Raw genomic sequence first — 25085 nt, forward strand, 5'->3', positions numbered from 1 at the left:
CACGCCCTGGAGCTCCCATGTACGTCTTCCTTCCCAGCACCGTCCCCGCTCTGGCGGCCCTGCTCGACGCGGGCCGCCTGGAGGGTGCGGAACTCACCGCCTTCACCGCCGAGCCCGGACCGGACGGTGACCTGGAGGAGGCCGGGTACGACGCCATGTACGCGGCCGCCGACGCCTCGCTCGGACTTCTGGCACAGGACCCCGAGGCGCCCCGCCGCCGTGTGGTGCTCGCCGCGGAGATGCCCGACAACGTCGTCGAACACGAGGCCCGCCACGCCGACGGCGTCGCCCGCGTCAGCGTCCGGTCCGGTGTGCCCTACAAGAAGCTCAGGTCCGCGCACGTGGACGACGCGGACGCGGCCGAGGACATCGCCAGGGCCGCGGCGGACCCCTCCTCCGACGCCGCCGACGAGCACGAACTCATGTGGTTCGCGGTGCAGGAGCTGCGCTACCTGGTTCAGGAAGCCTGAGCAGCGCGCTCATGGAACCCGGGTCAACGAGCCCGGTTGTCCAGGAGTCACGCTGCTCTCCATCCGGTGAGAACCGGACGAAGAGCAGCGTTCCTACACCTGGTGTTCCCAGGGGCCGAGTGTGCCCGCGCGAACCCGGTACACACTGCCTTCGGTTTCGACCTCCAGCGAGAACTCGCTCAGCTCGGGCCAGCCCGCGTTCTCCAACAGGGTGTGGACCTCCGCCAGTTCCTCGACCAGGTCGCGAGATCCGCCTCCGGTTGTCGAGCCGTCAGGCCACACGTAGGCCCAGGAGTCACCGGTACCGGTTCCGAGCGCGATGATCGGGGCGGTCTCGTTGTTCTCCCAGGGACGTACGCCAACGTTGATTCCGATGCCGGGGGCGGCCAGTACCAGGCGGGTCAGGAGATCCCGGTCCAGCAGGTCCCGGGAACCAAGGGGGAAAGCTCCCTTCCGTTCGGTCTCCTTCCCCATGCCGGGGAAACGTTGGGAGGGCACACGCTGTCCCCGGTCGCGCATGAACGACCCGTCCCGTACGAAACGCCCCTTTGTCCCCCCGGTCAACGCGCCGATGGGAGTTGGCCCGCCCGCCTCGTACGGTGCCCAGGGAAGGATGAGCTTGCCCTCGGCTGTGAGGTGACGTGTCCAGTCATCGGGGACGCGGTGTGCCGAACACGTAGCGATGACCGCGTCGTAGGTCCCCTCGGGTGGCGTCACGTCGGTGAGGACACGTACCCCGGCTCCGGCCAGGCGTTCGCGTGCCCGTTCGGCCACCTTCGGGTCGATCTCCAACGAGGTGACAGAACCCGTGGGGCCGACCAGGGAGGAGAGGATGGCGGCGTTCCAGCCGGTACCTGTGCCGATTTCCAGCACTCGCGTTCCCGGACCCACCCCGGCTGCCTGGATCATGTCGGCCATCACCTGAGGCGCTGACGAGGACGAGGACGGGGTGTTGACCGCGCCGCTGCCGCCGTCGTTGGCCTGGGTGACCACCGCGTCGTCGTCATAGACGTAGGCGACCCACCGTGCTGGGTCGGCCGAGCGAATGAGTGGCAGGCCCTGGATGTCGGGCCACACCAGGTCGGGAATGTAGCGGTGCCGAGGGTGGTCGGCGAAGGCCGCCCGAATCGCGGCGGTGGTCTCCAACCGTTCGACGAGGCGGGTGTGCAGCTCTTTCAGGTTCACGCCGTACCACTTCCCCCGCATATCGGGCAGTCAACCAGTTGCTTACCCTTCCAGGGGCCGCCTCCGTCGCTTTCGAGCCAGACCTTCCCGGAACCGCCGCAGTTCGAGCAGTCGCCCGCGCGGGGATCGCTGGTGTGGAGTACCGGTGCGGTGCTCCTCCTCGGTGTCCTGGTTTCCATGTGCGTTCTCCTGAACGTGGGGGTTGTCTCTCTCGCGTCAGTAGGAGTGGCCGTGCCGTTGGGCGGCGCCACGGCAGGAGGGCGGCGCCGCCCAACAGCAGGGACACGGATCCGCTCACGTGACGTGGTAGCTCACCCGCCGGGTCTCGATGAGCGTGGCGCCCTCGGGAAGGGCGGAATCCTCGTCGTCCTCATCCAGGACGCGCAGCCAGATGTCGCTGCCGCTGGCGTAGGGGTCCAGCCGGTCCAGGAACTCCCAGAGGCTGTGCGGCAGCGGCGCGCAGGAGCACGCGCACGTGTGGGTGTTGTAGGTGGGGGCGATGGGAGAGATGCGGCCCGCGAGGGAGATGCCATCGTCGTCGGGCTCACCTCCCCGGATCACCTGGACCACTTCGGTGTACATGTCCGCGCCGGGCACGGTCATTGACGCCATGGAGTCAGCTCCTTACTCGGAGGAGGCGACACCCGGTAGGGGGTGCGCCGCTGGCTCCAGTGTAATTCTTGCGCACAAGGATTTCAATAGTATTATTTTGCCTGCAAGGATTTTTGTCGCCGAGGGGGTACTACGATCGTTGGTCAGAGCTGGAGAGAGATGTGGGGGTCCACGTGACGGCGAACCGGTCGCCTGGGGTGCGTCGGCGTCGGCTGGCCGCAGCCCTTCGGCGCTTGCGCGCCGAGTCAGGGTTGACGTCTGGCGAAGTCGCGAAGCGGATGGGTTGGACTGCTGGGGCGAGACTGACTCGGATCGAGCGCAACGAGTGGAAGTTCCCCAAACGGGACGAGGTCACCGGGCTGCTCGACATCTACGAGGTGCTGGGCGAGGAGAGGGAGCACCTTCTCAGTCTGACCCAGGAAGCTCGCGGGCGCAGCGACTGGCACCAATACGCTGACCTTTTTCCTGGATCGCTCCCTGATCTGGAGGCTGAGGCCGTCCGGATTCGGACCTACCAGGCATTGCTGGTCCCCGGTTTGCTCCAGACACCGGACTACGCGACCGCCATCTTCGAGGCCAGTCAGATCGTGCCTCCTGAGGACACCCAGCGCAAGGTCAAGTCCCGCATGGCTCGACGGGCCGTACTTGATTTGCCCAACGGTCCCCGTTTGATCGCCATCATCGACGAGGCTGTGTTGCGTCGTGTGGTGGGTTCTCACAGGGTGATGGCTGAGCAGCTTCACTTCCTCATGGGGATGGCTGCGCATTACAAGGTGACTCTGCTGGTCGTGCCGTTCGGTGCCGGTGCGCACACTGCGATGGACGGTGCCTTTTCCTTGCTGGAGTTCCCGAGCCCAGAGCCCGGCATCGTCAGTATCTCCACGGGTGTGGAGTCCCTGTACGTGGAGGATGGAGCCTACGTCGATCGGCATACGCTGATCTTCGACGCTGTTCACAACCTGGCCCTGGACCCGAAGAAGTCACTCGCCCTGATCGAGTCCATCGCCGCCGAGCACGACAAGCGAGCCTGACCATGCTGCTGGAGTTCCGTAAGTCCTCCTACTCCTCCGCGCAGGAAGATTGTGTGGAGGTCGCGCCCATCCTGACGTTCCGCAAGTCCTCCTACTCCACCTCCCAGGACAACTGCGTGGAGGTGGCCGACCTGCCCACCGGTGCCGCCATCCGTGACTCCAAGAACCCCGACCACGGCTTCCTGCCCCTGGGCGCCTCCGAGTGGACCGCCTTCGCCCGGTTGATCGCCACGCACCCCTCGCACAGCTAGCACTTCGGGCGGCTGATGGCCGGATTCGGACGTCGTTTCCTCCCCGAATCGCCCGTCCGGCACAATGGTTGCGTCCCCGAACCCCGACCGCCGAGGAGTCAGCCATCAGCCGCCTGGTGCTATGGAACATCGACCTCACCCTCCTCGACGTGGGGCAGGTGATGCGGGCCGCCTACGCCGAGGCCTTCGAGAAGGTCACGGGTGAACCGCTGGTCTACCTGACCTCGTCGGCGGGACGCACCGACTCGGAGATGTTCTTCGAGTTCTGCGCCCGGAACTACGTCGACCTCGAACCCGACACCGACGCCCTGGCCGACTTCCTGGCCGCTCTCGAGACGGCGTTCGGCGCCCGCCACGAGCAGCTCCTGGCCAAGGGCAGGGTCATGCCGGGAGCCGCGGCCTCCCTGGCCGCCGTCGCCTCCATACCGGACACCGTCCAGACCGTGGTCAGCGGAAGCACCCGGGCCAACGCCACCGCCAAACTGGTGGCCTTCGGCCTGGACACCCACCTCAACCTGGCCGTGGGCGGGTTCGGTTCGGTGAACTACCCCAAGTCCAGCCTCATCCAGTCCATCCGGCTGCACGCCACGGGCGAGGGCGGCCGGGCCTACACCGAGGAGGAGACGGTCTTCGTCACCGGTTCGGCCCCGGACGTGCGCGCCGCCCTGATCGGCGGAGCGACCCCGCTCGCGGTGCTCAACGGCACCGCGACCGAGGGCCAGTTGCGGGAGGCCGGAGCACAGATCGTGCTCCCCGACCTCAGCGACCCCAGGGCCGTGATGACCGCCGTCCACCGGGCGACGTCCCGATAACGGCCGTGACGCCGTCGACGGGCGGGTCGCGGCTCCGTGCGCACCCCCGTCAGCCGCGTCGGGGACGGTGCCGCCAGGAGCCCCGATGATCTCCGCAATCCGTTTCTTACAGTAGGTAACCACCGTGTAACGGTGTTGGTCCTGTCTTCGGGCGCGAAAAGCAGTAGCCTGTTCACGGTCCCCACGTCGTGGGGACCGCGCAGGGGCAGGGACAACGATGTTCCACCGCCCCGTTTGACGCGACCTGTGCGCACAGGTACCAAGCCGACCACCGCCTTCAGGGGTTCACTGCGACCCGAGGCGCTCACGAAAAGTCACAACCCAGCACAGAAGTTCACGGGTCAACTGACGAGCCACACACGTCACATGACCGGGTGTTCCCTCATGCGCTTGTGCGACGTTGCTCACAAAGGAGTGAGAGATCCCTATGTCCGGGCAATCCGACGTCATCCTCCAGAAGCTGCTCAGCGACGCGGCCTCCCGGTGGAATCCCGGGGACCGGCTGAGCCCCGAGTCCGCCGACGCGGTCCGCCGCTTCCTGTCCTTCTACTACCGGCACACGGACCCCGAGGAGATCAGCGGGCGCAGCCCCGAGCAGATCTGCGGGACCGCCGAGGCCCACCGTTCCTTCGGCGCCGAACGTGCCCAGGGACGGGCCAAGGTCCGGGTCTACACCCCGGACCTCGACCGGGACGGCTGGGAGCAGCAGACCAGCATCGTCGAGATCGTCACCGACAACGCGCCCTTCCTCGTCTCCTCCGTCACCATGGCCCTTCGGGACCTGGGCACCGGGGTGCGGCTGATCATCCACCCCCAGATGACCGTCGGCCGTGACCTGTCCGGACGCCTCCTGGAGGTCGATCCGGAGATCGGCGGCGACGGCCTGCTGCCCACCGACGAGTCGTGGATGCACATCGAGATCGACCGCCAGAGCGATCCCGACCGGGTCAAGGAGATCACCACCAGGCTGGAGCGCGTCCTCAACGACGTCCGCTGCGTGGACGAGGACTCCGCCAAGATGAGCGACCGGGTCATCCGGATCGCCGACGAGCTGGCCGCCTACCCGGACCGCCTGGTCTCGGGCGGCGTCGACCAGCGCGAGATCGGTGAGAGCGTCGACTTCCTGCGCTGGATGGCCGGCCGCCACTTCACCTTCATGGGCTACCGCGAGTACTCCCTCGTCACCGACGAGAACGGCGACGACTCGCTGCGCCCCGAGCCCGGCACCGGCCTGGGCATCCTGCGGATGGACTCGCCCGCCTCCACCAGCTTCGCGGTCCTGCCCCCGGAGATCCGCGCCAAGGCCCGTGAGCCCTACGTCCTGGTGCTCACCAAGGCCAACTCCCGCGCCACCGTCTACCGGCCCAAGTACCTGGACTACATCGGGGTCAAGAAGTTCGACGCCCAGGGCAACATCGTCGGCGAACGCCGCTTCCTCGGCCTGTTCACCTCCCAGGCCAACACCAGCAGCATCGCCCAGATCCCGATCCTGCGCCGCAAGCAGGCCGAGGTCCTCTCCCTGGCCGGGTTCGAGGCCGAGAGCTACGACGGCAAGGACCTGATCGAGCTCCTGGAGACCTTCCCCCGCGAGGAGCTGCTCCAGATCCCGGTGGGCGAGCTCTACAACATCGTCCGCGGCGTCCTGCGCCTGCGCGACCGCCGCGGTACCAAGCTGTTCATGCGCCGCGACCCCTACGGCGGCCGGTACATCTCCTGCTTCGTGTACATGCCGCGCGACGAGTACAGCACCCGGGTGCGGCTGGAGATCCAGAAGGTCCTCGCCGACGCCTTCCAGGGCGCCACCATGGACCACAACGTGATGATCGGCGCCGCCCCGCTGGCCCGCCTCTACCTGGTGGCCCGCGCCCGGCCCGGACACACCCTCGCCGACATCGACCAGGTCGCCCTGGAGGAGAAGGTCCGCCGGGCGGCCCGCTCCTGGGACGCCGACTTCGACGACGCCCTCATCGACGAGTTCGGCCCGACCCGCGCCACCACGCTCAAGGAGCGCTACGCCTCCGGGCTCACCGAGGCGTACAAGGTCGACAACAGCCCGGCCTTCGCCGCCAGGGACATCGCCCGCGTCGAGGGCCTGCTCAAGCGGACCACCCCGGGCTCCCGCCAGGGCGAGTTCTCGGCCGGCCTCTACCAGCCCGAGGGGGCCGACCCCTCGACCTGGCGGTTCCGCCTGGCCCGGATCGGCGAACCCATCTCACTGTCCCGCGTGCTGCCCGTGCTGGAGCACCTCGGCGTCGAGGTGGTCGACGAGCGCCCCTACGACCTGCACGTCGAGGGCCTCGACAAGGTCTGGATCTACGACTTCGGACTCGGCCCGCTGGAGTCCTCCGACCTCTCGCCCGCCCGCCTCAAGGCGCTCTTCGAGGACGCCTTCGACGCCTCCTGGCGCGACCTCAGCGAGTCCGACCGGTTCAACGCCCTGGTCGTGCGCGCCGGGCTCGACTGGCGCCAGCTCACCGTCCTGCGCGCCTACGCCAAGTACCTGAGGCAGACCGGGTCCACCTTCAGTCCGGACTACCTGGCCGACGTCCTGGTCGCCAACGTGGGGATCGCCAACCTGCTGGTGGACCTCTTCGAGAACCGCTTCGATCCCGACCGGGACGACGAGGGCAGGGACGAGCGCTGCGAGGTGATCGCCGGCAAGATCAGGAGCGAGCTGGAGGGCGTGGCCAGCCTGGACCACGACCGCATCCTGCGCTCGTTCCTGGCGGTCATCCAGGCCACCCTGCGCACCAACCACTACCAGGGCGGAGGCGAACGCCACCCCTACCTGGTGCTCAAGCTCGACCCGCAGGAGATCCCGGACCTGCCCAACCCGCGGCCCCGGTTCGAGATGTACGTCTACTCGCCGCGCGTCGAGGGCGTCCACCTGCGCTTCGGCTCCGTGGCCCGAGGCGGCCTGCGCTGGTCGGACCGGTTCGAGGACTTCCGCACCGAGATCCTCGGCCTGGTCAAGGCCCAGATGGTGAAGAACTCCGTCATCGTGCCCAGTGGCGCCAAGGGCGGGTTCGTCTGCAAGCGGCTGCCCGTCGGCGGCAGCCGTGAGGAGGTCTCGGCCGAGGTCGTCTCCTGCTACAAGCAGTTCATCAGCGGCCTGCTCGACGTCACCGACAACCTCGTCGACGGCCGCGTCGTGCACCCCGAGCGCACGGTCCGGCACGACGCCGACGACTCCTACCTGGTGGTCGCCGCCGACAAGGGCACCGCCACCTTCTCGGACACCGCCAACGCGATCTCCATCGAGCGCGGCTTCTGGCTGGGCGACGCCTTCGCCAGCGGCGGCTCGGTCGGTTACGACCACAAGGCCATGGGCATCACCGCCCGCGGCGCCTGGGAGTCGGTGCGTTACCACTTCCGCGAGATGGGCGTCGACGTCCAGCAACAGCCGTTCACCGTGGTCGGGATCGGTGACATGTCCGGTGACGTGTTCGGCAACGGGATGCTGCTGTCCAAGCAGATCAAGCTGGTGGCCGCCTTCGACCACCGCCACGTCTTCCTCGACCCGGACCCGGACCCCGCGACCTCCTGGGCCGAACGCGAGCGGTTGTTCCGCCTCCCGCGCAGCACCTGGGAGGACTACGACCCCGAGCTGATCTCCGAGGGCGGGGGCGTGTACCCGCGCACCGCCAAGTCGATCACCCTCACCCCGCAGGTACGCGAGGTCCTCGGCATCGACGGGGACGTCACGGCGCTCACCCCGGACGAGCTCATCCGGTACGTGCTCACCTCGCCGGTGGACCTGCTGTGGAACGGCGGTATCGGCACCTACGTCAAGGCCGGCAACGAGACCGACGCCGACGTCGGTGACAAGGCCAACGACCAGGTACGCGTCGACGCCTCCGCGCTGCGCGTGAAGGTGGTCGGGGAGGGCGGCAACCTGGGCCTGACCCAGCCCGCCCGGATCGAGTTCGCCCGGGAGGGCGGCCGGGTCAACAGTGACTTCATCGACAACTCCGCCGGTGTGGACACCTCCGACCACGAGGTCAACATCAAGATCATGCTGGACCGCGAGGTGCAGGCCGGCGAACTCGCCAAGGACGACCGCGACCAGCTGTTCATCGACATGACCGACGAGGTCGCCTCGCTGGTCCTGGACAACAACTACGCCCAGAACACGGTGCTGGCCGCCGCGCGCAAGCAGGCCCACGAGATGCTGCACGTGCACGGCCGCTACATGCGCCAGCTGGAGCGCGCCAAGGTCCTCAAGCGCAAGCAGGAGGACCTGCCCTCGGACAAGGCGATCGCCGAGCGGCGGGCCCAGGGCAAGGGGTTGACCGGCCCGGAGTTCGCGACGCTGCTCTCCTACACCAAGATCAGCCTCAAGGACCAGATCGAGCTCTCCGACCTGGCCGAGGACCCCTACCTGGCCTCGACCCTGACGAACTACTTCCCGACGCCGCTGCGCTCGGACCGCTTCACAGCGGGTGTGGAGTCCCACCCGCTGCGCAAGGAGATCATCGTCAACCAGGTGACCAACCAGATGGTCAACCGGTCGGGGATCACCTACGCGTTCCGCCTCAACGAGGAGCTGGGCTCCAGCGCCGCGGACATCGCCCGCGCCTACCTGGTGGTCCAGGACGTCCTCCAGCTGCGCAGGTTCTGGGGCGAGATCGAGGGGCTGGACCACCGGATCTCCGTGGACAGCCAGCTGGCGCTGCTGCTGGAGACCCGCAAGCTCGCCGAGCGCTCCGCCCGGTGGCTGCTGCGCAAGCGGACCTTCCCGTTCGACCTGAGCAGTGAGATCGGTTTCTTCGCCGAGGGAGTGGGCGAGGTCCTGCCCCAACTGGAGGACCTGTTGCGCGGCCGCGACCGGGAGGCCTTCGAGGAGCGCCGCGACCGGTACACCTCGATGGGGGTCCCCACCGGCCTGGCCGGGCAGGTCGCCGCCATGGTGCCCGCCTACTCCACCCTGGACCTGGTGGAGATCGCGCACCGCACCGGCCACCCGGTCGGCCGGGTGGCCAGCCTGTACTTCGAACTGGCCGACCGGTTCAACATCAGCTGGTGGCGTGAGCGGATCATCGACCTGTCGCGGGACGACCGCTGGGCCACGATGGCCCGTTCGGCGCTGCGCGACGACCTGTACACGGCCCACGCCGACCTGACCGGCCGGGTCCTGGAGTCGGGGACGGCGGAGTCCAACGCCGAACTGATCGCCGGCTGGGCCGAGCAGAACGAGACCGCGGTGGAGCGCGCCGGGATCACCCTCTCGGAGATCCAGGAGAACGAGCGCTTCGACCTGGCCACCCTGTCGGTGGCCCTGCGGTCGATCCGTTCCCTGGTCGACTAGGACGACCGGGAGACGGGCACACGAGGGGCGTGCGGGCGACCGCGCGCCCCTTTCGCGCCTTGACGGGAAGCGCGGATGGGGGAACGGCCCCTGTACTGGGTCCTACACTGGGTCCCGTGGCAGAACTGGACCCAGCAGAGAAGATCAAGGAACTCGCGGCGACCCTGGCGAGTGTGACCGCCGTGTTGGACCTGGAGGCGATGCAGACCCAGATCGCCGAGCTGCGCGAGCAGTCCGCGGACCCCGACCTGTGGTCCGACCAGGGCAACGCGCAGAAGGTGACGCGCCAGCTCTCCGTTCTGGAGTCCATGGTCAGCAAGGTCGGTGGTATCAGGCAGCGCCTCGACGACCTCGGGGTGCTCTACGAGCTCGCCGAGACCGAGGACGACCCGGACACCAAGGCCGAGGCGGACCGTGAGCTCGAGCAGCTCCGCAAGGACATCGGTGAGCTGGAGGTGCGTACGCTCCTCAACGGGCCGCACGACGAGAACGAGGCCATCGTCACCATCAACTCCCAGGCCGGCGGCGTCGACGCCGCCGACTGGGCGCAGATGCTCCAGCGCATGTACCTGCGCTGGGCGGAACGGCACGGATACCCCACGGACGTCTACGAGACCTCCTACGCGGAGGAGGCGGGCATCAAGTCCACCTCGTTCGTGGTCAAGGCGCCCTTCGCCTACGGCACGCTGAGGGGGGAGCACGGCACCCACCGGCTGGTGCGCATCTCGCCCTTCGACAACCAGAACCGGCGTCAGACCTCGTTCGCCGGCGTGGACGTCGTGCCGGTGGTCGAACAGAGCGACCACATCGAGATCGACGAGACCGAGCTGCGGGTGGACGTGTACCGTTCCAGCGGTCCCGGCGGTCAGGGCGTCAACACCACGGACTCCGCGGTGCGCATCACCCACCTGCCGACGGGCATCGTGGTCTCCTGCCAGAACGAGCGTTCGCAGCTGCAGAACAAGGCCACCGCGATGTCGATGCTCCAGGCCAAGCTCCTGGCCCGCAAACGCGAGGAGGAGCAGGCCGCCCTGGACGAGATCCGCGGCGACTCGGTGAGCAGTTGGGGGACCCAGATGCGCAACTACGTGCTGCACCCCTACCAGAGCGTCAAGGACGTGCGGACCGGCGCGGAGACCGGTAACACCTCGGGTGTCCTGGACGGTGAGATCGACGGTTTCATCGACGCCGAGATCCGGTGGATGCGCAGTAGGGAGAAGAACGAACAGAACTGACCCGCCGGGCCCTGTGAACCGCGGTGTCCCCGCCCCGAAGGCGGGGACACGCCCGGTCGCGGTATTCCCACCCAGAGTGAGTGAATGCGTGTGGCGAGCGGCCTTGTATCCAGATGGTGACGCCCGCGTCTCCGTAGTTTTACCGAAACTACTATATGTGAACGTTATCATCGGTTGACACCTCCGATATGCTCGTGGCTGTTGTCCGATAGTGCTCTGATCTCCACAGATCTCGCGGGTGTGACGGGACCTGGACAATCCGGGCCGCGGCCCCCTCTAAACTGTCGGTGGCCATGCGGCCGGTACGATCCCGAGCGGAGCTCTCTCCGTCGGGTGCCCATACCTTCGAGAGCCTTGTGATGCGCCTGTGATCCACTTCGATAACGTCACCAAGCAGTACCTGACCCAGAAGCGCCCCGCGCTCGACGGTGTTTCCATCGACGTGGACAAGGGCGAGTTCGTCTTCCTGGTCGGCCCGTCCGGCTCGGGCAAGTCGACCTTCCTGCGCTTGGTGCTGAAAGAGGAGAAGCCCAACGAGGGTCGCGTGCACGTCGCGGGCAAGGACCTCGCGCGCCTGTCCAACTGGAAGGTCCCGCACCTGCGCCGCCGCATCGGCTGCGTCTTCCAGGACTTCCGCCTGCTGCCGAACAAGAACGTCTTCGAGAACGTCGCCTTCGCCCTGGAGGTCATCGGCAAGCCCCGGCGGTTCATCAAGAAGGTCGTGCCCGAGGTCGTCGAACTCGTCGGACTCGAGGGCAAGGCCGGGCGGATGCCCGGGGAGCTCTCCGGTGGTGAGCAGCAGCGCGTGGCCATCGCCCGCGCCTTCGTCAACCGCCCGCAGATCCTGCTGGCCGACGAGCCCACCGGAAACATCGACCCGGCGACCTCCATCGGCATCATGAAGGTCCTGGACCGAATCAACCGCACGGGAACCACCGTCGTCATGGCGACGCACGACGCCGCCATCGTCGACTCGATGCGCAAGCGCGTGATCGAGCTTGAAGAGGGCTTGGTGGTGCGCGACCAGACGCGAGGCGTCTACGGCCAGGCGTACTGACCTCTGGCACGCTCGTCGCCGCGCGGTCGGTCGGCGACCGCGAGACAACCGGCACGGCGAAGCCCCGAAGGATGGACCTTTAACAGATCATGCGAGCACAATTCGTTCTCTCCGAGACGTGGATCGGCCTACGTCGCAACCTGACGATGACCATCGCCGTCATCACGACGGTGGCCATCTCCCTCGCCTTGTTCGGTGCCGGTCTGCTGGTCAACCAGCAGGTTTCCGAGATGCGCAACTACTGGGACCAGCGGATCACGCTGACCGTCTACATGTGCAACGACATCTCCCCGAGCGCGACCTGCGAGGAGAACGGCGCCGCGACCCCGGAGGACCGGGAGGCGCTGGAGGAGCAGCTCAGGTCGCTGTCCGAGGTCGAGGACTTCCGCTACCTCACCGCCGCCGAGGCGTGGGCCGACTTCCAGGAGCGCATCGGCTCCTCCAACGAGGCGCTCGCTGAGGCCGCGGAGGAAGGTGACATCCCGGAGAACTACCGGGTCCAGCTCACCGACCCCGACCACTACGACACGGTCCGCGCGGCGGTCGACGGCGCGTCCGGCGTCGACTCGGTCTCCAACGACCAGCGGATCCTGGAACAGTTCTTCGGGCTGCTCGACGGGCTCAAGTGGGCCGCCCTCGTGGTCGCCGGCGTCCAGCTGGCCGCCGCCGCGCTGCTGATCGGCAACACCATCCGCCTGTCGGCCTACAGCCGCCGCCGGGAGACCGGCATCATGCGGCTGGTCGGTGCGTCGAACTTCTACATCCAGCTGCCCTTCCTCCTGGAGGGCGCCATCGCCGGTTTCATCGGTGGTGTCATCGCGTCCGGGTTCATCGTGGCCACCAGGTACACGCTGCTCACCCAGATCGAGGAGTGGTTCCAGTTCGACGTGGCACTCGGTACGGGTGCCCTGCTCTACGTCATCGGTGTGTCGATGATCCTCGGTGTGCTCCTGTGCACCGTTACCTCGTTCCTCACCCTGCGCCGCTACCTGAAGGTCTGACGGGTCACCGCCGGACACGGGCGGGCCGGGTACCGGGGGGTCACACAGTGGCCCCCCGGACGCATGAAGGGATACAACCGTGGCCAAGGAAACCGGGCAGAAGAAGATCGCCCAGAACCGGCGGGCCCGGCACGACTACCACATCGACGAAACCTACGAGGCGGGTCTGGTCCTGACCGGAACCGAGGTCAAGTCCCTCCGGCAGGGGCGGGCCTCACTCGTGGACGGCTTCGCCCACATCCATGACGGTGAGGTGTGGCTGGAGGGCGTGCACATCCCGGAGTACACCCAGGGGACCTGGACCAACCACTCGGCCCGCAGATCACGTAAGCTACTCCTGCACCGCGAGCAGATCTCCCGGCTGATCGGCAAGACCCGTGAGCCCGGGCGCACGCTGGTCCCGCTGTCGCTGTACTTCAGCGACGGTCGGGCCAAGGTGGAGATCGCTCTGGCCCGCGGTAAGCGTGAGTACGACAAGCGCCACGCCATCGCCGAACGTGAAGCCAAGCGTGACATGGAACGCGCGCTTCGCCGACGCCGTTGAGCCGTCCCACGAGGCGCCTGAAAGGAACACACAAGGTGTCCCCCCGTCCCCTCGGCCGCAGGATCGCGGCCGCCAGCAGTGGCCTGATCGTCGCTCTGAGCCTTGCGGCGTGTACAACCCACCCCAGCCCGGAGGTGGCGGTCAGGTCCTTCCTCCTGGCCTGGCAGGACGGGAACTACGCCGAGGCGGCCCGCCACACCGACGGTGACCCCGAGGAGGTCGAGCGGGCCCTGGCCGACGTCCACGACCAGCTCGACCTCGCCTCGATCCGTTTCGACCTCGGCCAGATGTCCCTGCGGGACGAGTCCGCGACCGCCGAGTTCGAGGTCACCGCGGACCTCGGCATCGGGGACCCGGTGTGGAGCTACACCGGGCGGATGCCCCTGGAGGACGGCCCCGCGGGCTGGCGGATCAGCTGGTCGTCCGGGGTCATCCACCCCGACCTGGGCGAGGGTGAACGCCTCGCGGTCAGCTACGAGATCGAGGACCGCGGTCAGATCCTCGACCGCGAGGGCGAACCCCTGGTCTCCGCGGACAGCGTCACCGCCTTCGGTGTGCTGCCCGCCGACATGGAGGACAAGGAAGCGGGCGTCACCGAGCTCGCCGAACTCCTCGACGAGGAACCCGAACCGCTGCTCAACCGGGTGCGTTCCGCCCCACCGGAGCAGTTCCAGCCGCTGGTCCTCATGCGCGACGCGGAGCTGGACGGAGCCCTCCTGAGCGAGGCCGGGAAGATCTCCGGTGTCGACACGCAGGAAGTCAAGATCAACCTGTCCCCCCGGGTCGCGCCCTTCCTCCTCGGTGAGGTCGCGGGTACCGCCGAGCACCGGGTCTCCGCCCGGGTCTCCGGCTCCTACCAGGCCGGCGACACCGTCGGCCTGAGCGGCCTGCAGAACATCTTCCAGCACGAACTCGCCGGCTCGGCCACCACCCAGGTGGTGACCCTCGGCGGGGACGGTGAGCAGACCGACGTCCTGGAGTCGTGGGAGGGCGTCCGCAGCGGCGGCGTCGAGACCACCCTCGACCTGGCCACGCAGAGCGCCGCGGAGAGCGCGCTGGAGGCGCTGCCCGGCAACGGGTACATCGTCGCCGTCGACTCCACCAACGGTGAGGTCCTGGCCGCGGCGAACGCCTCGGGCAGCACGGCCGACGACGGCGCCTTCACCGGTTCCTACGCCCCGGGCGGTGCCTTCACCCTGGTGTCGTCCCTGGCCGCCCTGGACTCGGGCGCGGTCACCGCGCAGAGCCCGATGCCCTGCGGCTTCCAGTCCGAGATCGGTGACCAGGTCTTCACCAACCCCAGCGGCGGGTTCCTCTCCGCCGACCCCACGCTGGCCCGCAACCTGGCCTACATGTGCACCGTAGGCTTCGCGGACATCTCCTCCGAGGTCGGCCCCGAGGCGCTCACCGAGACCGCCGCCCGGCTCGGCCTGGGCGCAGACTGGCAGCTCCCGCTGCCCGTCTCCTCCGGCACCGTCGAGATCGACGGCGGCGAGGCCGACGTGGCCTCCGCGATGGTCGGCGAGCACGGTGTCCGGACGAGCCCGCTGGCCATGGCCCTGGCCGCCGGCGCCGTCGCCGACGGGTCCTGGCACGAGCCCACCCTCGTCCGGGAGGAGGGGCCGACCCGCTCGGGGGAGAACGCCCTCGACGAGGCGCACCTGGAGGTGGTCCGGGAGGGGCTGCGGAACGCGGTCGTCAACCGGATGCCCGAGCTGAACCTCGGCGGGGAGGCGGTGTCCGGCCAGGCCGCCCGCACCGAACAGGACGACACCGCCCTGCACTGGTTCGTCGGCTACCAGGGGGACGTCGCCTTCGCGGTACTGGCCGAGGTCCAGCCCGAGGTGAGCCTGCTGCAGCAGCACGCCGTCACCGCGGCGGTGAGTTTCCTCAACGGGATGGCCAACGGGACCGTGCCCGAGGGCCAGGTGCCCCCGGTCGGGGACCCGGCCCCGCCGGCGGACGCTCCCGGCACCCAGACCGGTCCGGGGACCGAGGCCGGTCCGGGGACGGAGGCCGGTCCGGGGACGGAGACCGACCCCAACGGGACCTGACCGGAGGACGCGGAGAAAAGAAGGGCGCCGCCGAGCAACCCGCGGGTGCTTCGGCGGCGTCTTCTCCTATGACTGGGATCGCGACAGGGGGTAGCGGCCAGTCGCAGAGGGCAGGACCTCGTCTCGGGGGAGGCCCTGCCGGTTCCACAGGTCGGCCCGACCCTGCCGACCGCCCCCGTGAGCTGCGTAGACCAGATCTTGCGTCCGCCTCACGGGGGTTTCTCCCTGTTCTGGAGGGCGCAGGGGGACCGCTCCGGCCCGAACCGGGATCTTTGCCCGCACCGGGAATCAGCTTGGTTCCCACACTGTTCAACAGGTAGAGTGACGAACACGAGAGTGCTCGCACGCTCGCATGTCGGCCGCTCCGAACCCACGGGTGACGGGTGGTCTTGACAACTTCACAGGGGGTGATCGGTTTCGACTTCGGTAGTCGTTCCAGGGGAAGCGGGTCGAGGGTTGCGTCTGTGACCTCGTTAATCCTGCATTCGCATAAATTCAAGTGCCAATTCTAAGCGCACTGAGTTCGCTCTCGCTGCCTAAGCGATTGTGACTCTGTCGGCCCGGGCTCGTCATCGGCTCGGGATCCGGCACCATTCAGATGACTCACCGCTCAGATCAGGCCACGGGGCCTGAGTGGGACATTTTCGTGGCTGGGCCCGTCAGCGATGTGTCTGTGCAAGCGCTGGGGCCGAGTAGAACGACACCGCAGACTGCACCCGGAGAAGCCCTGGCTCGGTGCTGAAGGACGCGGGTTCGATTCCCGCCACCTCCACCTGACAACGAGACGGCCCTGTTCGCGCATTCGCATGCGAACAGGGCCGTTTTGTCGTTCCCGTTGGGGAACCGCCTCAGAACCCCTCGCGCTCCTCGGTCCCCGGACCGGGGAGGGCGCTTTCCCGTGTCCGGGCCCGGGTGCGGGGGCCGCCATGACCCTCGTGCTCCGACTCCGCCCCAAGCTGTCCGCCAGGGACCGGAACCGCTGACCCCGGCCGCTCCTGCCGGGGTCAGCGACCGGGGCTCCTGCCGGGGTCAGCGCACTTCGGTCAGTGGGCCGAAGTGGTTTCGGGTGTCCTTGACCAGGGAGGCGAGCAGGCTCTCGGCCAGGGGCCTACCCAGCTGGAGAGCGCTGTCCAGACCCTTCCACGGGGTGAAGGCGAACGACCACACGAGCTTGCTTCCTCCGTCGAAGGGGAGCACGTGGTAGTCCTCGGCGAAGGCGCCGAACACGGGGAGGGTGCCCTCGGTGGCGTGGAAGGACTTGCGGCGTTCGGCCTCGTCCCAGCGGAAGAAGCGCTCGCGCATCCGGTACGCCCCCAGAACACTCGCCTCGCGGGTGGTGCCCACGCCGAAGGGCGCCTCGGAGGTGTAGCGCACGTCGGGCAGCGCCCGGCACCAGGACAGCGGTAGGGGAGAGGTGAGCCCGGCCCAGACCTCGTCAGGGGAGGCTGCCAGTTCGAGCCCCACGCGCCAGCGCATGGGCGCGGTGTCGAAGAAGGTCTCGTCGACGGGGTCGAGGGCGTAGCGGAAGGTGGTCACGAGGGGTCCTGTTCGTCCGGGGGCGCCTCCGGTGAAGGTACCAACTCCCGCGGTGGCACGGAGAGGGGGCGGTGCCGGTCGGCACCGCCCCCTGGCGTACGGCTTCCTATTCCTTGGTGGCCCCGACGAGCCATGCGACCTTGTGGGCGGTGAGCGGCACGCTCCCGCTGTTGCCCAGATGAACCCCGAACGAGGCGATGAACGCGAAGTCGTGTTCACGGCGCTCGCAGATCACGTCCTCGACCGCGTGCGCGGAGGACGGGTTGCGCACCCGGAGACAGAGCGCGGGTTCGTCGACCACCTCCGCCCGGACCTCGTAGCGGGACAGTTCGCTGGCGAGTTTGCCGAGGTGTTCGTGTTCCTCGGAGGGCACCCGGGTCGGCTGCTGCTCGTCGGCCTGTCTCGACTTGGCCATGGCGAATCCTTTCGTGTCAAGCACGGTGCTTTCCTCGACGCCCTGTCCATAATTGTTGCTCAGGGGCAAGTTACTAATCCGTACCGTGCGCACGACACGCCGTTACGCTACCCAACTGCCCCGATACATCACGGAGTCGACCGAAAGGTCCTCATTGAGCACCACGAGGTCGGCGTGGCCCCCGACCTCGACGCTCCCGACGCCGGACAGCCCCAGCGCCGCGGACGGGACCGAGGACGCCGACCGGATCGCCTCCGCCGTGGGAACGCCCGCGGCGACCGCGTTGCGCACCGCCTGGGGCAGCACGATCGTGCTGGAGGCGATCGCGCCGGTCTCCACCACGTGTGCTCTGCCGTCCGTCACGCGCACGCGCAGCTCGCCGAGCGTGTACTCGCCGTCCCCCAGGCCCGTCGCCGACATCGCGTCGGTCACCAGCGAGACCCGGCCCGGGCCGGCCGCGTCGAACACCAGCCGCGCGGCCCCCGGGTGGACGTGCACGTTGTCCAGGATCAGCTCCACGGTCACGCGTTCGTCGCCCAGTACCGCGGCGATCGGCCCCGGGTCGCGGTGGTTCAGCGGGCGCATCGCGTTGTACACGTGGGTGGCCACCCTCGCCCCGGCGTCGATCGCGGCGACGGTCTGCTCGTAGCTGGCCTCGGTGTGCCCGACCGCCGCCACGACGCCGGAGGAGTGCGCCGCCCTGATCAGGTCCAGGGCTCCGGGCAGCTCCGGGGCCACCGTGATCATCCGGACGTGTCCGCGCCCGGCCCTGAGCCAGGCGTCGAACTCGGCGGTGTCGGGGTCGCGTAGCAGGTCGGGGTCGTGGGCGCCGCATTTGGACCGTGCGATGAACGGCCCTTCGAGGTAGATTCCGGCCAGTTCGCCCGCGTCGCACAGTTCGGCCAGTGCTTCGACCTGGCGGAGCGTGTTCCGGGGGCTGGCCGCGACCAGGCCGCCGACCAGGGAGGTCACCCCGGCCCGGCGGTTGAAGGCCACGATCTCCCTAACCCCCTCTGGGTCGGCGTCGGGGAAGGCGTGCCCCGTGCCGCCGTGGATGTGGGTGTCGACCAGCCCCGGTGCGACCAGCCGTCCGCCGACGTCGTGCCGCTCGCCCGGGCCGGGGTCGCCGGTGCCGAGCCCGGCCACCCTGCCGTTCTCGATCCGGACCCAGGTTTCACGGGTTCCGTCGGCCGTCACGGCGCGCGCGCCGGTCAGGATGAGGGGTGTCTGGACCATGTTTCGGGCTCTCCCTGCGTCTGGGGGTCCGCTGTTGAGCGGGCGCCGATTCCTGTGTGTCGTAAATTACATCCGGGTGACCGAGCGGTTCGGCGGAGGCCGTGCGCACCTCAGCCGGGTCGCGTATTCCCAGCGGAACAGGGTGATCCCGCTCCCTGGGACGGTTGTCCGCGAGGTGGACCGGGCCGCGCGGAGCCCGCCAGCCCCGAAGGAGGGGAGGCGGCACGCATTGACGATAGCGGCCGGGGCGCCCCATGATGGAGGCATGTCCGCCGGTGAGCTGCTTGTCCAGCGCCTGCATGTCGATCTGAGACAGCAGGCGAGCGCGCTCTGTCGTAGCTAGCGCCTTGCGGGGCTCGCGCCCCGCGCCACGGTTCTGACCCGTGCCCCTGTGCCCTTACGCAGACACCGGACGCTCATCTCTCCCAACTGGGTCCCGGACCTCTTCCACCGGTCCGATTGAGCACCCCGCCCGAGCCGACGCACACGAGCCCCGGACGACGAGGTCCCGCTCCGCTTCGGTTCATGAGGAACAACGGTCCTCCTCCGGTGTCAACGATTCCGATCACCGCCCCCCGCGTTCCTTCCGGTCGATCCCGGCTCGCTCTGACCGAACCCAGGAGTTCTCCGCCATGACCCGTTTCACCGTGCTCGTCGCCGCACCCCAGCCCCACTCCTCCGTGCACACGGCCGCACTGCGCGCCGCGGCGGAGGTCGCCACCCGGGCCGGCGTGACCTCCCGCCCCGAACTCATCGACCTGGCCGAGATGGGTCCGGACCTGCTCAGCGAGTCCTCGGACGCCGTGGCCGAGGCCCTGGACCGGATCCAGCGCAGCGACGTGCTGCTGGTGGCCTCCCCGCAGGTGCACGGCACCTACACCGGGCTGCTCAAGGTCTTCCTGGACCGGCTGCCCGAGCTCGGCCTGGGCCACACGGTCGCGGTCCCGCTGGCCGTCGTGGAGGACCTGCGCAACAGCCGCGGCATCGAGGAGGACCTGCGGATCCTCCTCGCCGACCTGGGCGCCTGGGTCGCCGAGCCCGGCCTGATCCTGGCCACCGACGAGACCCACCAGCCGGAGAGCGTCGTGCGCGCCTGGGCAGACGTGGCCGCCCCCGGTCTGCGCGAGGCCGTCTCCGTCGCCGCCTAGCGCGGGCCCCGGCCGGGTCCGGGCGGCCCCGGCCGCCGCGGGCCTGCCGTGCGGGGACCGCCGGCGGTCCGGCCGCCCGGGACTACTCGGCCCGTGCGGGGGAGTCCTGCCCGCGCAGCCTGCTGGTGTCGGCCTCCGCCGTGGCCACGTTGCCGCGGACCAGGACCACCACGACCAGGGTCAGCGCGAAACCACCGATCCGCAGCGCCAGCGTCAGCGGGTCCTGGGGCAGTTCTTCGCCGAACAGGACCGTGCCGGCCACCACCACGAACACGTTGCCGACCACGTTGGACACCGGAGCCGTGATGGAGGCGCGGGAGCGCTGGAGCGAGGTCTGGAAGAGCACGATGCCCACCGCCCAGCCCAGCGCGTACAGGTAGGGGTAGGGCGAGAGCAGGGCGGGGACGATCGCCGCCAGCAGACCGTTGTCGGCGAGCAGGCCGCCCAGGCCCTTGCCCTGGAGCCCCGCGCTGCCCTGGGCGAGTCCGGCGGCGGCGCCCATCGCGGCGGCCGAGACGTACCTGCCCCGGCCGCCCGCGAGGCCCATGGCGGCCACGCACGCCACGACCGTGACCACACTGACCGTGATCAGCAGCGGGGCGCTCGCGGTCGTGCCGGTCTCGGCGCCGTCGGCGGTGGACAGGCTGAGCAGGGCCAGGGCCACCGGCATGACGCCCAGTGCCACGTACTCGCCCCGGGTGATCCGCTCGCCCATCACCAGCGTGACGACCAGCAGCATGGTGGCCACGCCCGCCGCGAAGGCCGGTTGGGCCACGGACACCGGGGCCAGGCCGAGGGAGACGATCAGGCCCACACTGCCCAGGGCGGCGAAGGCGCAGCCGAACACCCAGCGCGGGTTACCCAGCAGTACCCTGGCCAGATGCAGGGGGCGGTTGATCGAGATCGACTCGCAGCCGTGCAGGGCGCGCTGTTCGACGGTCAGGCCGACCGTGTAGACCACTGCGGAGAGCAGCGCGACCAGGAGTCCGATCACGGCGGGCACCTTTCGGCTCGGTGTGGTGGGGTCCGGCTGGGCCAGCGGGTTGACGGGCTCCATATAACCAGTTCTAGTCTGGTCTGGCGAGCTTATGCCCCCAGGTCGTCCGACCGGGGGTGATGGTGCTCTGATGTCGGACAGGAACCTGTAACTATCCGCGAAGCGCGGCGGCGGGAGATGGGGCACGGTGCAGGACCCGGGCGAGGACGACGCCACCCCCGACGAGGAATCCCCGGAACACGGCGCCCGACGGAGCCGCTGGTCCCCGCGTGTGCCCCACTGGCTGACCGCCGAGCACTGGCGCGGTCTGACCTGGCGCGATCTCGCGGCCCGGCAGCGGGCCGGATCCCGCTTCGAACCCGGCCCCCTGGGTCTGCTCGGCGTCATGCTCGCCGCCATGGCCGTCACCCTGCTGCTCCTGCAGACCGGCTCCGGCGGACTGGGCGGAGGCCGGGACGAGCTCGCCGACGGACCAGTCCCCGTTCCGGGGCCGCCCGACGGGCGGCTGCGCATGATGATGGTGGGCGACTCCGCGACCCAGGGCAGCAGCGGCGACCACACCTGGCGCTACCACCTGTGGTCACACCTGTCCGACCAGGGCGTCGACTTCGACTTCGTCGGCCCCAGCGACGACATGTACTCCCTCGACGAGGGGGAACCCGGCGACCGCACCTACGCCGAACCGGACTTCGACACCGACCACGCCGCCCGCTGGGGCGCCACCGCCCAGGACCTGTCCTCCGACGTCGCCCGGGTCGCCGACGAGTACGAACCCCAGTACCTGCTCCTCCTCGCCGGGACCGAGGACATCCTGGCCGGGGGCGGCGCCGACCACGCCCTCGACGGCATCGCCGAGACCGTCTCCACGGTGCGGGTGGTGCTCGACGAGGCCCGGTTCGTGGTCGGCGAGCTCCCCGGCGTGCACGGCACCGACGACGACGGGCGGGTCAACGACGAGATCGCCCGGTTCAACATGGGTCTGGTCGACCTCGCCGGACAGATGTCCTCCGCGTCCTCGCCCGTGGTCGTCGCCCAGGTCGCGAAGGACTACTCCCCGGCCAACGACAACTGGGACGCGAGCAACCCCAACGTGCGGGGCGAACTCAGGATCGCCGCGGCCTTCGCCGACGCGCTCGCCGAACCGCTGGGCGTGGGGGCCGCTTTCCCCCGGCCGCTGCCGGAGCTCTCCACCGGCCCTCGGATCGCCCCCGAACCCGACCACGAGGAGACCGACGACGGGCTCCTGCTCACCTGGGCGGCTGTCCCGGGCGCCACCGACTACCGGGTCCTGCAGCGCAGGGTGAGCCCCTCCCCGGACGAGGCGTCGGTGCTCCCCGCGGAGGTCGGCGGCGAGGGGGACGAGCGTTCCGTCCGCGTCGAGTCGCTCTTCAGCGGCGCCCGTTACGAGTTCACCGTACGCACCCTCAAGGGCCGTGACGAGGGTGTGGAGTCCGAGCCGATCCAGCTGGTGTGGGACGACGATCCGCCGCCCGGGCCCTCCTGGGTGCGGGTCCAGGCGGAGGGTTCGGTGGTGACCTGGGAGGACGTGGCTGAGGCCGGACACTACGAGGTCTGGGTCCGGCAGTTGGAGTGCGTCCCCGACGACCGCCCGGCGCCCGACGACCGGCGTGCGCCCGGTGACGTCCAAGCGGAGGACCCGGGCACCGACGGGCAGGACGGCACCGGCGGCAGGGAACCCGGGGAGGCGGAGCCGAGACCGTCCCCCTCGTCGCCGCAGACACCGCGGCCCGAACCCGAACCGGCCCCCCGGCCCTCCCCGCCCCCCGCTCCGGAACCCTCGGGCGGCACGTCCTGTGAGCCCCGGGACGGACGGGGGCCCGAGGACGGCGAGGGCTGGCGCACGCTCGGCTCGGCCGGTGAGCGGCCGCGCTGGGAGGCGACGGTCTCCGGGCCCTACGAGATCGTGATCCGCTCCTACCGGGACTACGTGGAGGGCGGCTACTCCGACAGCGTCGTCCTGGAGGACTGATGGGAGCCCCCGCGCGCGTGCTGCCCTGGGCGGTGGGCCTGGTCGCGGCGGTGCTCGCGCTGGGACCCGCGCTGGGGCCCGGGTACGTGCTCCGGTACGACATGCTCTTCGTCCCCCGGCTCTCGCTTCCCACGGTGCTGGCCGGAGCGGACGGTTTTCCGCGGGCGATCCCGAGCGACGCCGTGGTGGCGGCCCTGTCCCTGGTCCTGCCGGGTGACGTGGTGCAGGCCCTCGCCCTGCTGGCGGTGTTCACCCTGGGCGGGGCGGGCGCCTTCCGGCTGCTGGCCCGGCTGGTGTGCGGTGCCGGGCGGGTCCCGGGGCCCGTGTTGGCGGCAGGTGCGGCGGCCGGGACGGCCTACGTCTGGAACCCGTTCGTGGCCGAACGCCTGCTGTTGGGCCAGTGGGCGGTCCTGCTCGGTTACGCCGGGCTGCCGTGGGTGGTGTGGGCGGTGGTCCGGACGGCGTCGGCACGGCCGGCGGCGGGCCTGGCCGGCCTGGTGTGCTCGCTGGTTCCGGCTGCGGTCGGGGGTTTCTCCTCGGTGGTGCTGAGCGCGCTCACCGCCGGCCCGCAGGCTCTGGCGGGACCGCGTCGCCCACGGGTCGCGGGCCTGTTCCTGTTCGCGTTGGTACTGGTGTCCCTGCCGTGGCTGGTGCCGTCGCTGTCCAGCGGCGCGGCCACGGACCCGGCCGGGGTGGAGGCCTTCGCGGCCCGGGCGGACACCCCGTTCGGGGTGCTGGGGTCCCTGTTGGCGCTCGGCGGGGTGTGGAACTCGGGCGCGGTGCCGCCGGGCTACGGCGAACCGGTGACGGCGCTGGCGCGACTCATGCTCTGTGCGGCTTCCCTGGCCGGGTGGGGCTGGTGGCTGTACAGGTCCCCGCCGGCGGTGGGGATCGGGCTCTCGGTTTCGGCCGCGGCGGGGTTCGGGGTCGCGCTCCTGGGGGTGTTCGCTCCGGGGAGGCAGTTCCTGGCCGCGCTGATCGGCCTGTGGCCGGGGTTCGGGCCCCTGCGCGACGGTCAGCTGTACCTGGCGCCGCTCGCCCTGGTGCAGGCACTCGGGCTGGCAGCGGTTGTGCTGTGGCTGTTGCGGGCGCCGCCGGTCCGGGGAGGCGCGGGACCTGCTGCGGACACGGGCGGAACGGGTTCGTCGGGGGAGAGGGATCGGAGCGGTTTGCCTCTGTGGCGGGTGGGGGCCGTGGTGTTCACGGTGTGCCTGCCCGTGGTGGTGCTGCCCGGGTTGCTGTGGGGGGCGGGGGGCCGGTTGGTCCCGGTGCAGTATCCGGATTCGTGGCTGGCGGCGCAGAACGCGGTGGCCGCCGACGACCGTCCCGGTGCCGTCCTGGTGCTGCCGTGGAGCGCGTACCGGGGGCTGGAGTGGTCCGGTGAACCGGTGGTGGTGCTCGACCCGGCGACCAAGCTGTTCGACCGCCGCGCGATCTGGAACGACGACCTGAGGGTGGGCACCGGGGACGGCGGGACCGTCGTGGTGACCGGTGAGGACGCCCGGGCACGGGAGGCGGCCCGCCTGCTCGCACCCGATCCCGAGACCGCTCTGCCCGGGACCGGCCGGTCGCGCGACCCCGATGCGCTGGCGGAGCTCCTGGGTGGTCTCGGGGTGCGCTACGTGGTCGTGTCGGCGCCAGTCGATAACCGGTTCTGGTCTGGTGCCGAAACTTTGTCGCCGGTGGTCGAAGAATCCGACATGACCTTGTTGGAAGTGTCGGACCAGCACATCAAGGCGGATAAAGAGGACATCTCAGGGTTGGAAGTTACCGGGGGGTTAGTTACAGTTGGGGCAATCATCTGGTCTATAGCTAGATCAGGTTCTAGTCTCGGGTTCCAGCGCCCCCAACCACGAACGGGCCGGGGCGCGCGGAAGGAGATCCCCAAGTGATCAAGGTAATCGCCGCCTGTGTGATCGGTGCGGCTCTGGCGGGAGGTGCCACCGTGGTGGCCACCAGCCTCGCCACCGAGTCCACCGCGACCGCGGAACCGGTGAACGAAACCCTCTACAACTACGGCGACCGCTAGAGCGCCGTTTTCTGCGGAGGGCGGGCGCCCCGCCGCCAGCGGGGCGCCCGGCCCCGCACACCCCTCGCGACCGCACCCCACGCGGCCGCCCACCCCCAATGACGTCCGGTCGACGGGTCTGCTCGGCGTGCTCTCGGCACACCCCGAAGCAGTTACGCACGGTTCCTGGTCAAT

At 69.6% G+C, this 25085-nt stretch carries 20 protein-coding genes and 1 other RNA gene; 15 read left to right on the top strand and 6 right to left on the bottom strand.

What is annotated here, in order from left to right; all coding sequences use genetic code 11:
* The first annotated feature begins 17 nt into the window (after window positions 1-17).
* The gene (locus AC0VYD_RS05145; RefSeq protein WP_475478822.1) at window positions 18-470 is read left to right on the top strand and encodes a DUF6912 family protein; all 453 of its coding nucleotides are present in this window, start codon (window positions 18-20) and stop codon (window positions 468-470) included.
* Between the two features lie 93 nt (window positions 471-563).
* Here AC0VYD_RS05145 and AC0VYD_RS05150 read toward each other — a convergent pair whose 3' ends face one another.
* Together AC0VYD_RS05150 and AC0VYD_RS05155 are read right to left on the bottom strand one after the other, a co-directional pair.
* A complete protein-coding gene (locus AC0VYD_RS05150) occupies window positions 564-1655 on the bottom strand; it encodes a methyltransferase domain-containing protein (protein WP_475478823.1) in 1092 nt (363 codons plus the stop codon).
* A gap of 294 nt (window positions 1656-1949) precedes the next feature.
* Complete coding sequence (locus AC0VYD_RS05155) at window positions 1950-2267, bottom strand: hypothetical protein (protein WP_475478824.1); 318 nt, start codon at window positions 2265-2267, stop codon at window positions 1950-1952.
* 173 nt (window positions 2268-2440) lie between these two features.
* Between AC0VYD_RS05155 and AC0VYD_RS05160 the strand changes: the two genes are divergently transcribed.
* The 10 genes from AC0VYD_RS05160 to ssrA all read left to right on the top strand — a co-directional run bounded on the left by AC0VYD_RS05160 (window position 2441) and on the right by ssrA (window position 16335).
* Window positions 2441-3298: a helix-turn-helix domain-containing protein gene (locus tag AC0VYD_RS05160; protein ID WP_475478825.1), complete on the top strand. Its 858-nt coding sequence runs from the start codon at window positions 2441-2443 to the stop codon at window positions 3296-3298.
* A 2-nt stretch (window positions 3299-3300) separates the two neighbouring features.
* Window positions 3301-3549, top strand: coding sequence for a DUF397 domain-containing protein (locus AC0VYD_RS05165; RefSeq protein WP_475478826.1), 249 nt, complete (start codon window positions 3301-3303; stop codon window positions 3547-3549).
* 116 nt (window positions 3550-3665) lie between these two features.
* On the top strand, window positions 3666-4361 hold the full coding sequence (locus tag AC0VYD_RS05170) for an HAD family hydrolase (protein ID WP_475480187.1): 696 nt from the start codon (window positions 3666-3668) through the stop codon (window positions 4359-4361).
* 427 nt (window positions 4362-4788) lie between these two features.
* The gene (locus tag AC0VYD_RS05175; RefSeq protein WP_475478827.1) at window positions 4789-9669 is read left to right on the top strand and encodes an NAD-glutamate dehydrogenase; all 4881 of its coding nucleotides are present in this window, start codon (window positions 4789-4791) and stop codon (window positions 9667-9669) included.
* A gap of 116 nt (window positions 9670-9785) precedes the next feature.
* Window positions 9786-10904, top strand: coding sequence for a peptide chain release factor 2 (gene prfB, locus AC0VYD_RS05180; protein WP_475478828.1), 1119 nt, complete (start codon window positions 9786-9788; stop codon window positions 10902-10904).
* 367 nt (window positions 10905-11271) lie between these two features.
* Window positions 11272-11961 (top strand): cell division ATP-binding protein FtsE, encoded by a 690-nt coding sequence (ftsE, locus tag AC0VYD_RS05185; RefSeq protein ID WP_191268333.1) that lies wholly within the window; start codon window positions 11272-11274, stop codon window positions 11959-11961.
* Window positions 11962-12050: 89 nt separating this feature from the next.
* The gene (gene ftsX, locus AC0VYD_RS05190) at window positions 12051-12962 is read left to right on the top strand and encodes a permease-like cell division protein FtsX (RefSeq protein WP_475478829.1); all 912 of its coding nucleotides are present in this window, start codon (window positions 12051-12053) and stop codon (window positions 12960-12962) included.
* Window positions 12963-13041: 79 nt separating this feature from the next.
* On the top strand, window positions 13042-13506 hold the full coding sequence (gene smpB, locus AC0VYD_RS05195; protein ID WP_191268332.1) for an SsrA-binding protein SmpB: 465 nt from the start codon (window positions 13042-13044) through the stop codon (window positions 13504-13506).
* 35 nt (window positions 13507-13541) lie between these two features.
* Window positions 13542-15560 (top strand): penicillin-binding transpeptidase domain-containing protein, encoded by a 2019-nt coding sequence (locus tag AC0VYD_RS05200; protein ID WP_475478830.1) that lies wholly within the window; start codon window positions 13542-13544, stop codon window positions 15558-15560.
* Between the two features lie 403 nt (window positions 15561-15963).
* Window positions 15964-16335: a transfer-messenger RNA gene (ssrA, locus tag AC0VYD_RS05205) on the top strand.
* A gap of 254 nt (window positions 16336-16589) precedes the next feature.
* Here the strand turns inward: ssrA and AC0VYD_RS05210 are convergent.
* The 3 genes from AC0VYD_RS05210 to nagA form a co-directional block, all read right to left on the bottom strand.
* Complete coding sequence (locus AC0VYD_RS05210; RefSeq protein ID WP_475478831.1) at window positions 16590-17096, bottom strand: SRPBCC family protein; 507 nt, start codon at window positions 17094-17096, stop codon at window positions 16590-16592.
* A gap of 106 nt (window positions 17097-17202) precedes the next feature.
* Window positions 17203-17511 carry a hypothetical protein gene (locus AC0VYD_RS05215; protein WP_191268326.1) on the bottom strand — a complete coding sequence of 103 codons (309 nt, stop codon included), beginning with the start codon at window positions 17509-17511 and terminating at the stop codon, window positions 17203-17205.
* A gap of 102 nt (window positions 17512-17613) precedes the next feature.
* Window positions 17614-18747 carry an N-acetylglucosamine-6-phosphate deacetylase gene (gene nagA, locus AC0VYD_RS05220; RefSeq protein ID WP_475478832.1) on the bottom strand — a complete coding sequence of 378 codons (1134 nt, stop codon included), beginning with the start codon at window positions 18745-18747 and terminating at the stop codon, window positions 17614-17616.
* A gap of 632 nt (window positions 18748-19379) precedes the next feature.
* On the opposite strand from nagA, the gene AC0VYD_RS05225 reads away from it, so the two are divergent.
* Window positions 19380-19895, top strand: a complete 516-nt coding sequence (locus AC0VYD_RS05225) for an NADPH-dependent FMN reductase (RefSeq protein WP_475478833.1) — start codon at window positions 19380-19382, stop codon at window positions 19893-19895.
* An 82-nt stretch (window positions 19896-19977) separates the two neighbouring features.
* Here AC0VYD_RS05225 and AC0VYD_RS05230 read toward each other — a convergent pair whose 3' ends face one another.
* Window positions 19978-20889 carry a hypothetical protein gene (locus tag AC0VYD_RS05230; RefSeq protein ID WP_475480188.1) on the bottom strand — a complete coding sequence of 304 codons (912 nt, stop codon included), beginning with the start codon at window positions 20887-20889 and terminating at the stop codon, window positions 19978-19980.
* 388 nt (window positions 20890-21277) lie between these two features.
* On the opposite strand from AC0VYD_RS05230, the gene AC0VYD_RS05235 reads away from it, so the two are divergent.
* From AC0VYD_RS05235 to AC0VYD_RS05245, 3 genes are read left to right on the top strand one after another with little or no spacing between them, the layout of a single operon-like run.
* On the top strand, window positions 21278-22882 hold the full coding sequence (locus AC0VYD_RS05235; RefSeq protein WP_475480189.1) for a GDSL-type esterase/lipase family protein: 1605 nt from the start codon (window positions 21278-21280) through the stop codon (window positions 22880-22882).
* On the top strand, window positions 22882-24774 hold the full coding sequence (locus AC0VYD_RS05240) for an MmpA family trehalose lipid delivery protein (RefSeq protein ID WP_475478834.1): 1893 nt from the start codon (window positions 22882-22884) through the stop codon (window positions 24772-24774). The genes AC0VYD_RS05235 and AC0VYD_RS05240 overlap by 1 nt, the downstream gene beginning before the upstream one ends.
* Window positions 24771-24911, top strand: a complete 141-nt coding sequence (locus AC0VYD_RS05245; protein WP_184366037.1) for a hypothetical protein — start codon at window positions 24771-24773, stop codon at window positions 24909-24911. Before AC0VYD_RS05240 ends, AC0VYD_RS05245 begins: the two co-directional genes overlap by 4 nt.
* Window positions 24912-25085 lie beyond the last annotated feature (174 nt).

This window comes from Nocardiopsis sp. iso_40 (assembly GCF_056173285.1).

What these genes read in the sequence shown, in the direction of transcription:
- AC0VYD_RS05215 (WP_191268326.1), bottom strand. Translation starts at nt 17,511, where the DNA reads ATGGCCAAGTCGAGACAGGCCGACGAGCAGCAGCCGACCCGGGTGCCC.
- AC0VYD_RS05175 (WP_475478827.1), top strand. Translation starts at nt 4,789, where the DNA reads ATGTCCGGGCAATCCGACGTCATCCTCCAGAAGCTGCTCAGCGACGCG.
- AC0VYD_RS05235 (WP_475480189.1), top strand. Translation starts at nt 21,278, where the DNA reads ATGCTCGCCGCCATGGCCGTCACCCTGCTGCTCCTGCAGACCGGCTCC.
- AC0VYD_RS05225 (WP_475478833.1), top strand. Translation starts at nt 19,380, where the DNA reads ATGACCCGTTTCACCGTGCTCGTCGCCGCACCCCAGCCCCACTCCTCC.
- AC0VYD_RS05155 (WP_475478824.1), bottom strand. Translation starts at nt 2,267, where the DNA reads ATGGCGTCAATGACCGTGCCCGGCGCGGACATGTACACCGAAGTGGTC.
- AC0VYD_RS05145 (WP_475478822.1), top strand. Translation starts at nt 18, where the DNA reads ATGTACGTCTTCCTTCCCAGCACCGTCCCCGCTCTGGCGGCCCTGCTC.
- AC0VYD_RS05240 (WP_475478834.1), top strand. Translation starts at nt 22,882, where the DNA reads ATGGGAGCCCCCGCGCGCGTGCTGCCCTGGGCGGTGGGCCTGGTCGCG.
- ftsX (WP_475478829.1), top strand. Translation starts at nt 12,051, where the DNA reads ATGCGAGCACAATTCGTTCTCTCCGAGACGTGGATCGGCCTACGTCGC.
- AC0VYD_RS05165 (WP_475478826.1), top strand. Translation starts at nt 3,301, where the DNA reads ATGCTGCTGGAGTTCCGTAAGTCCTCCTACTCCTCCGCGCAGGAAGAT.
- nagA (WP_475478832.1), bottom strand. Translation starts at nt 18,747, where the DNA reads ATGGTCCAGACACCCCTCATCCTGACCGGCGCGCGCGCCGTGACGGCC.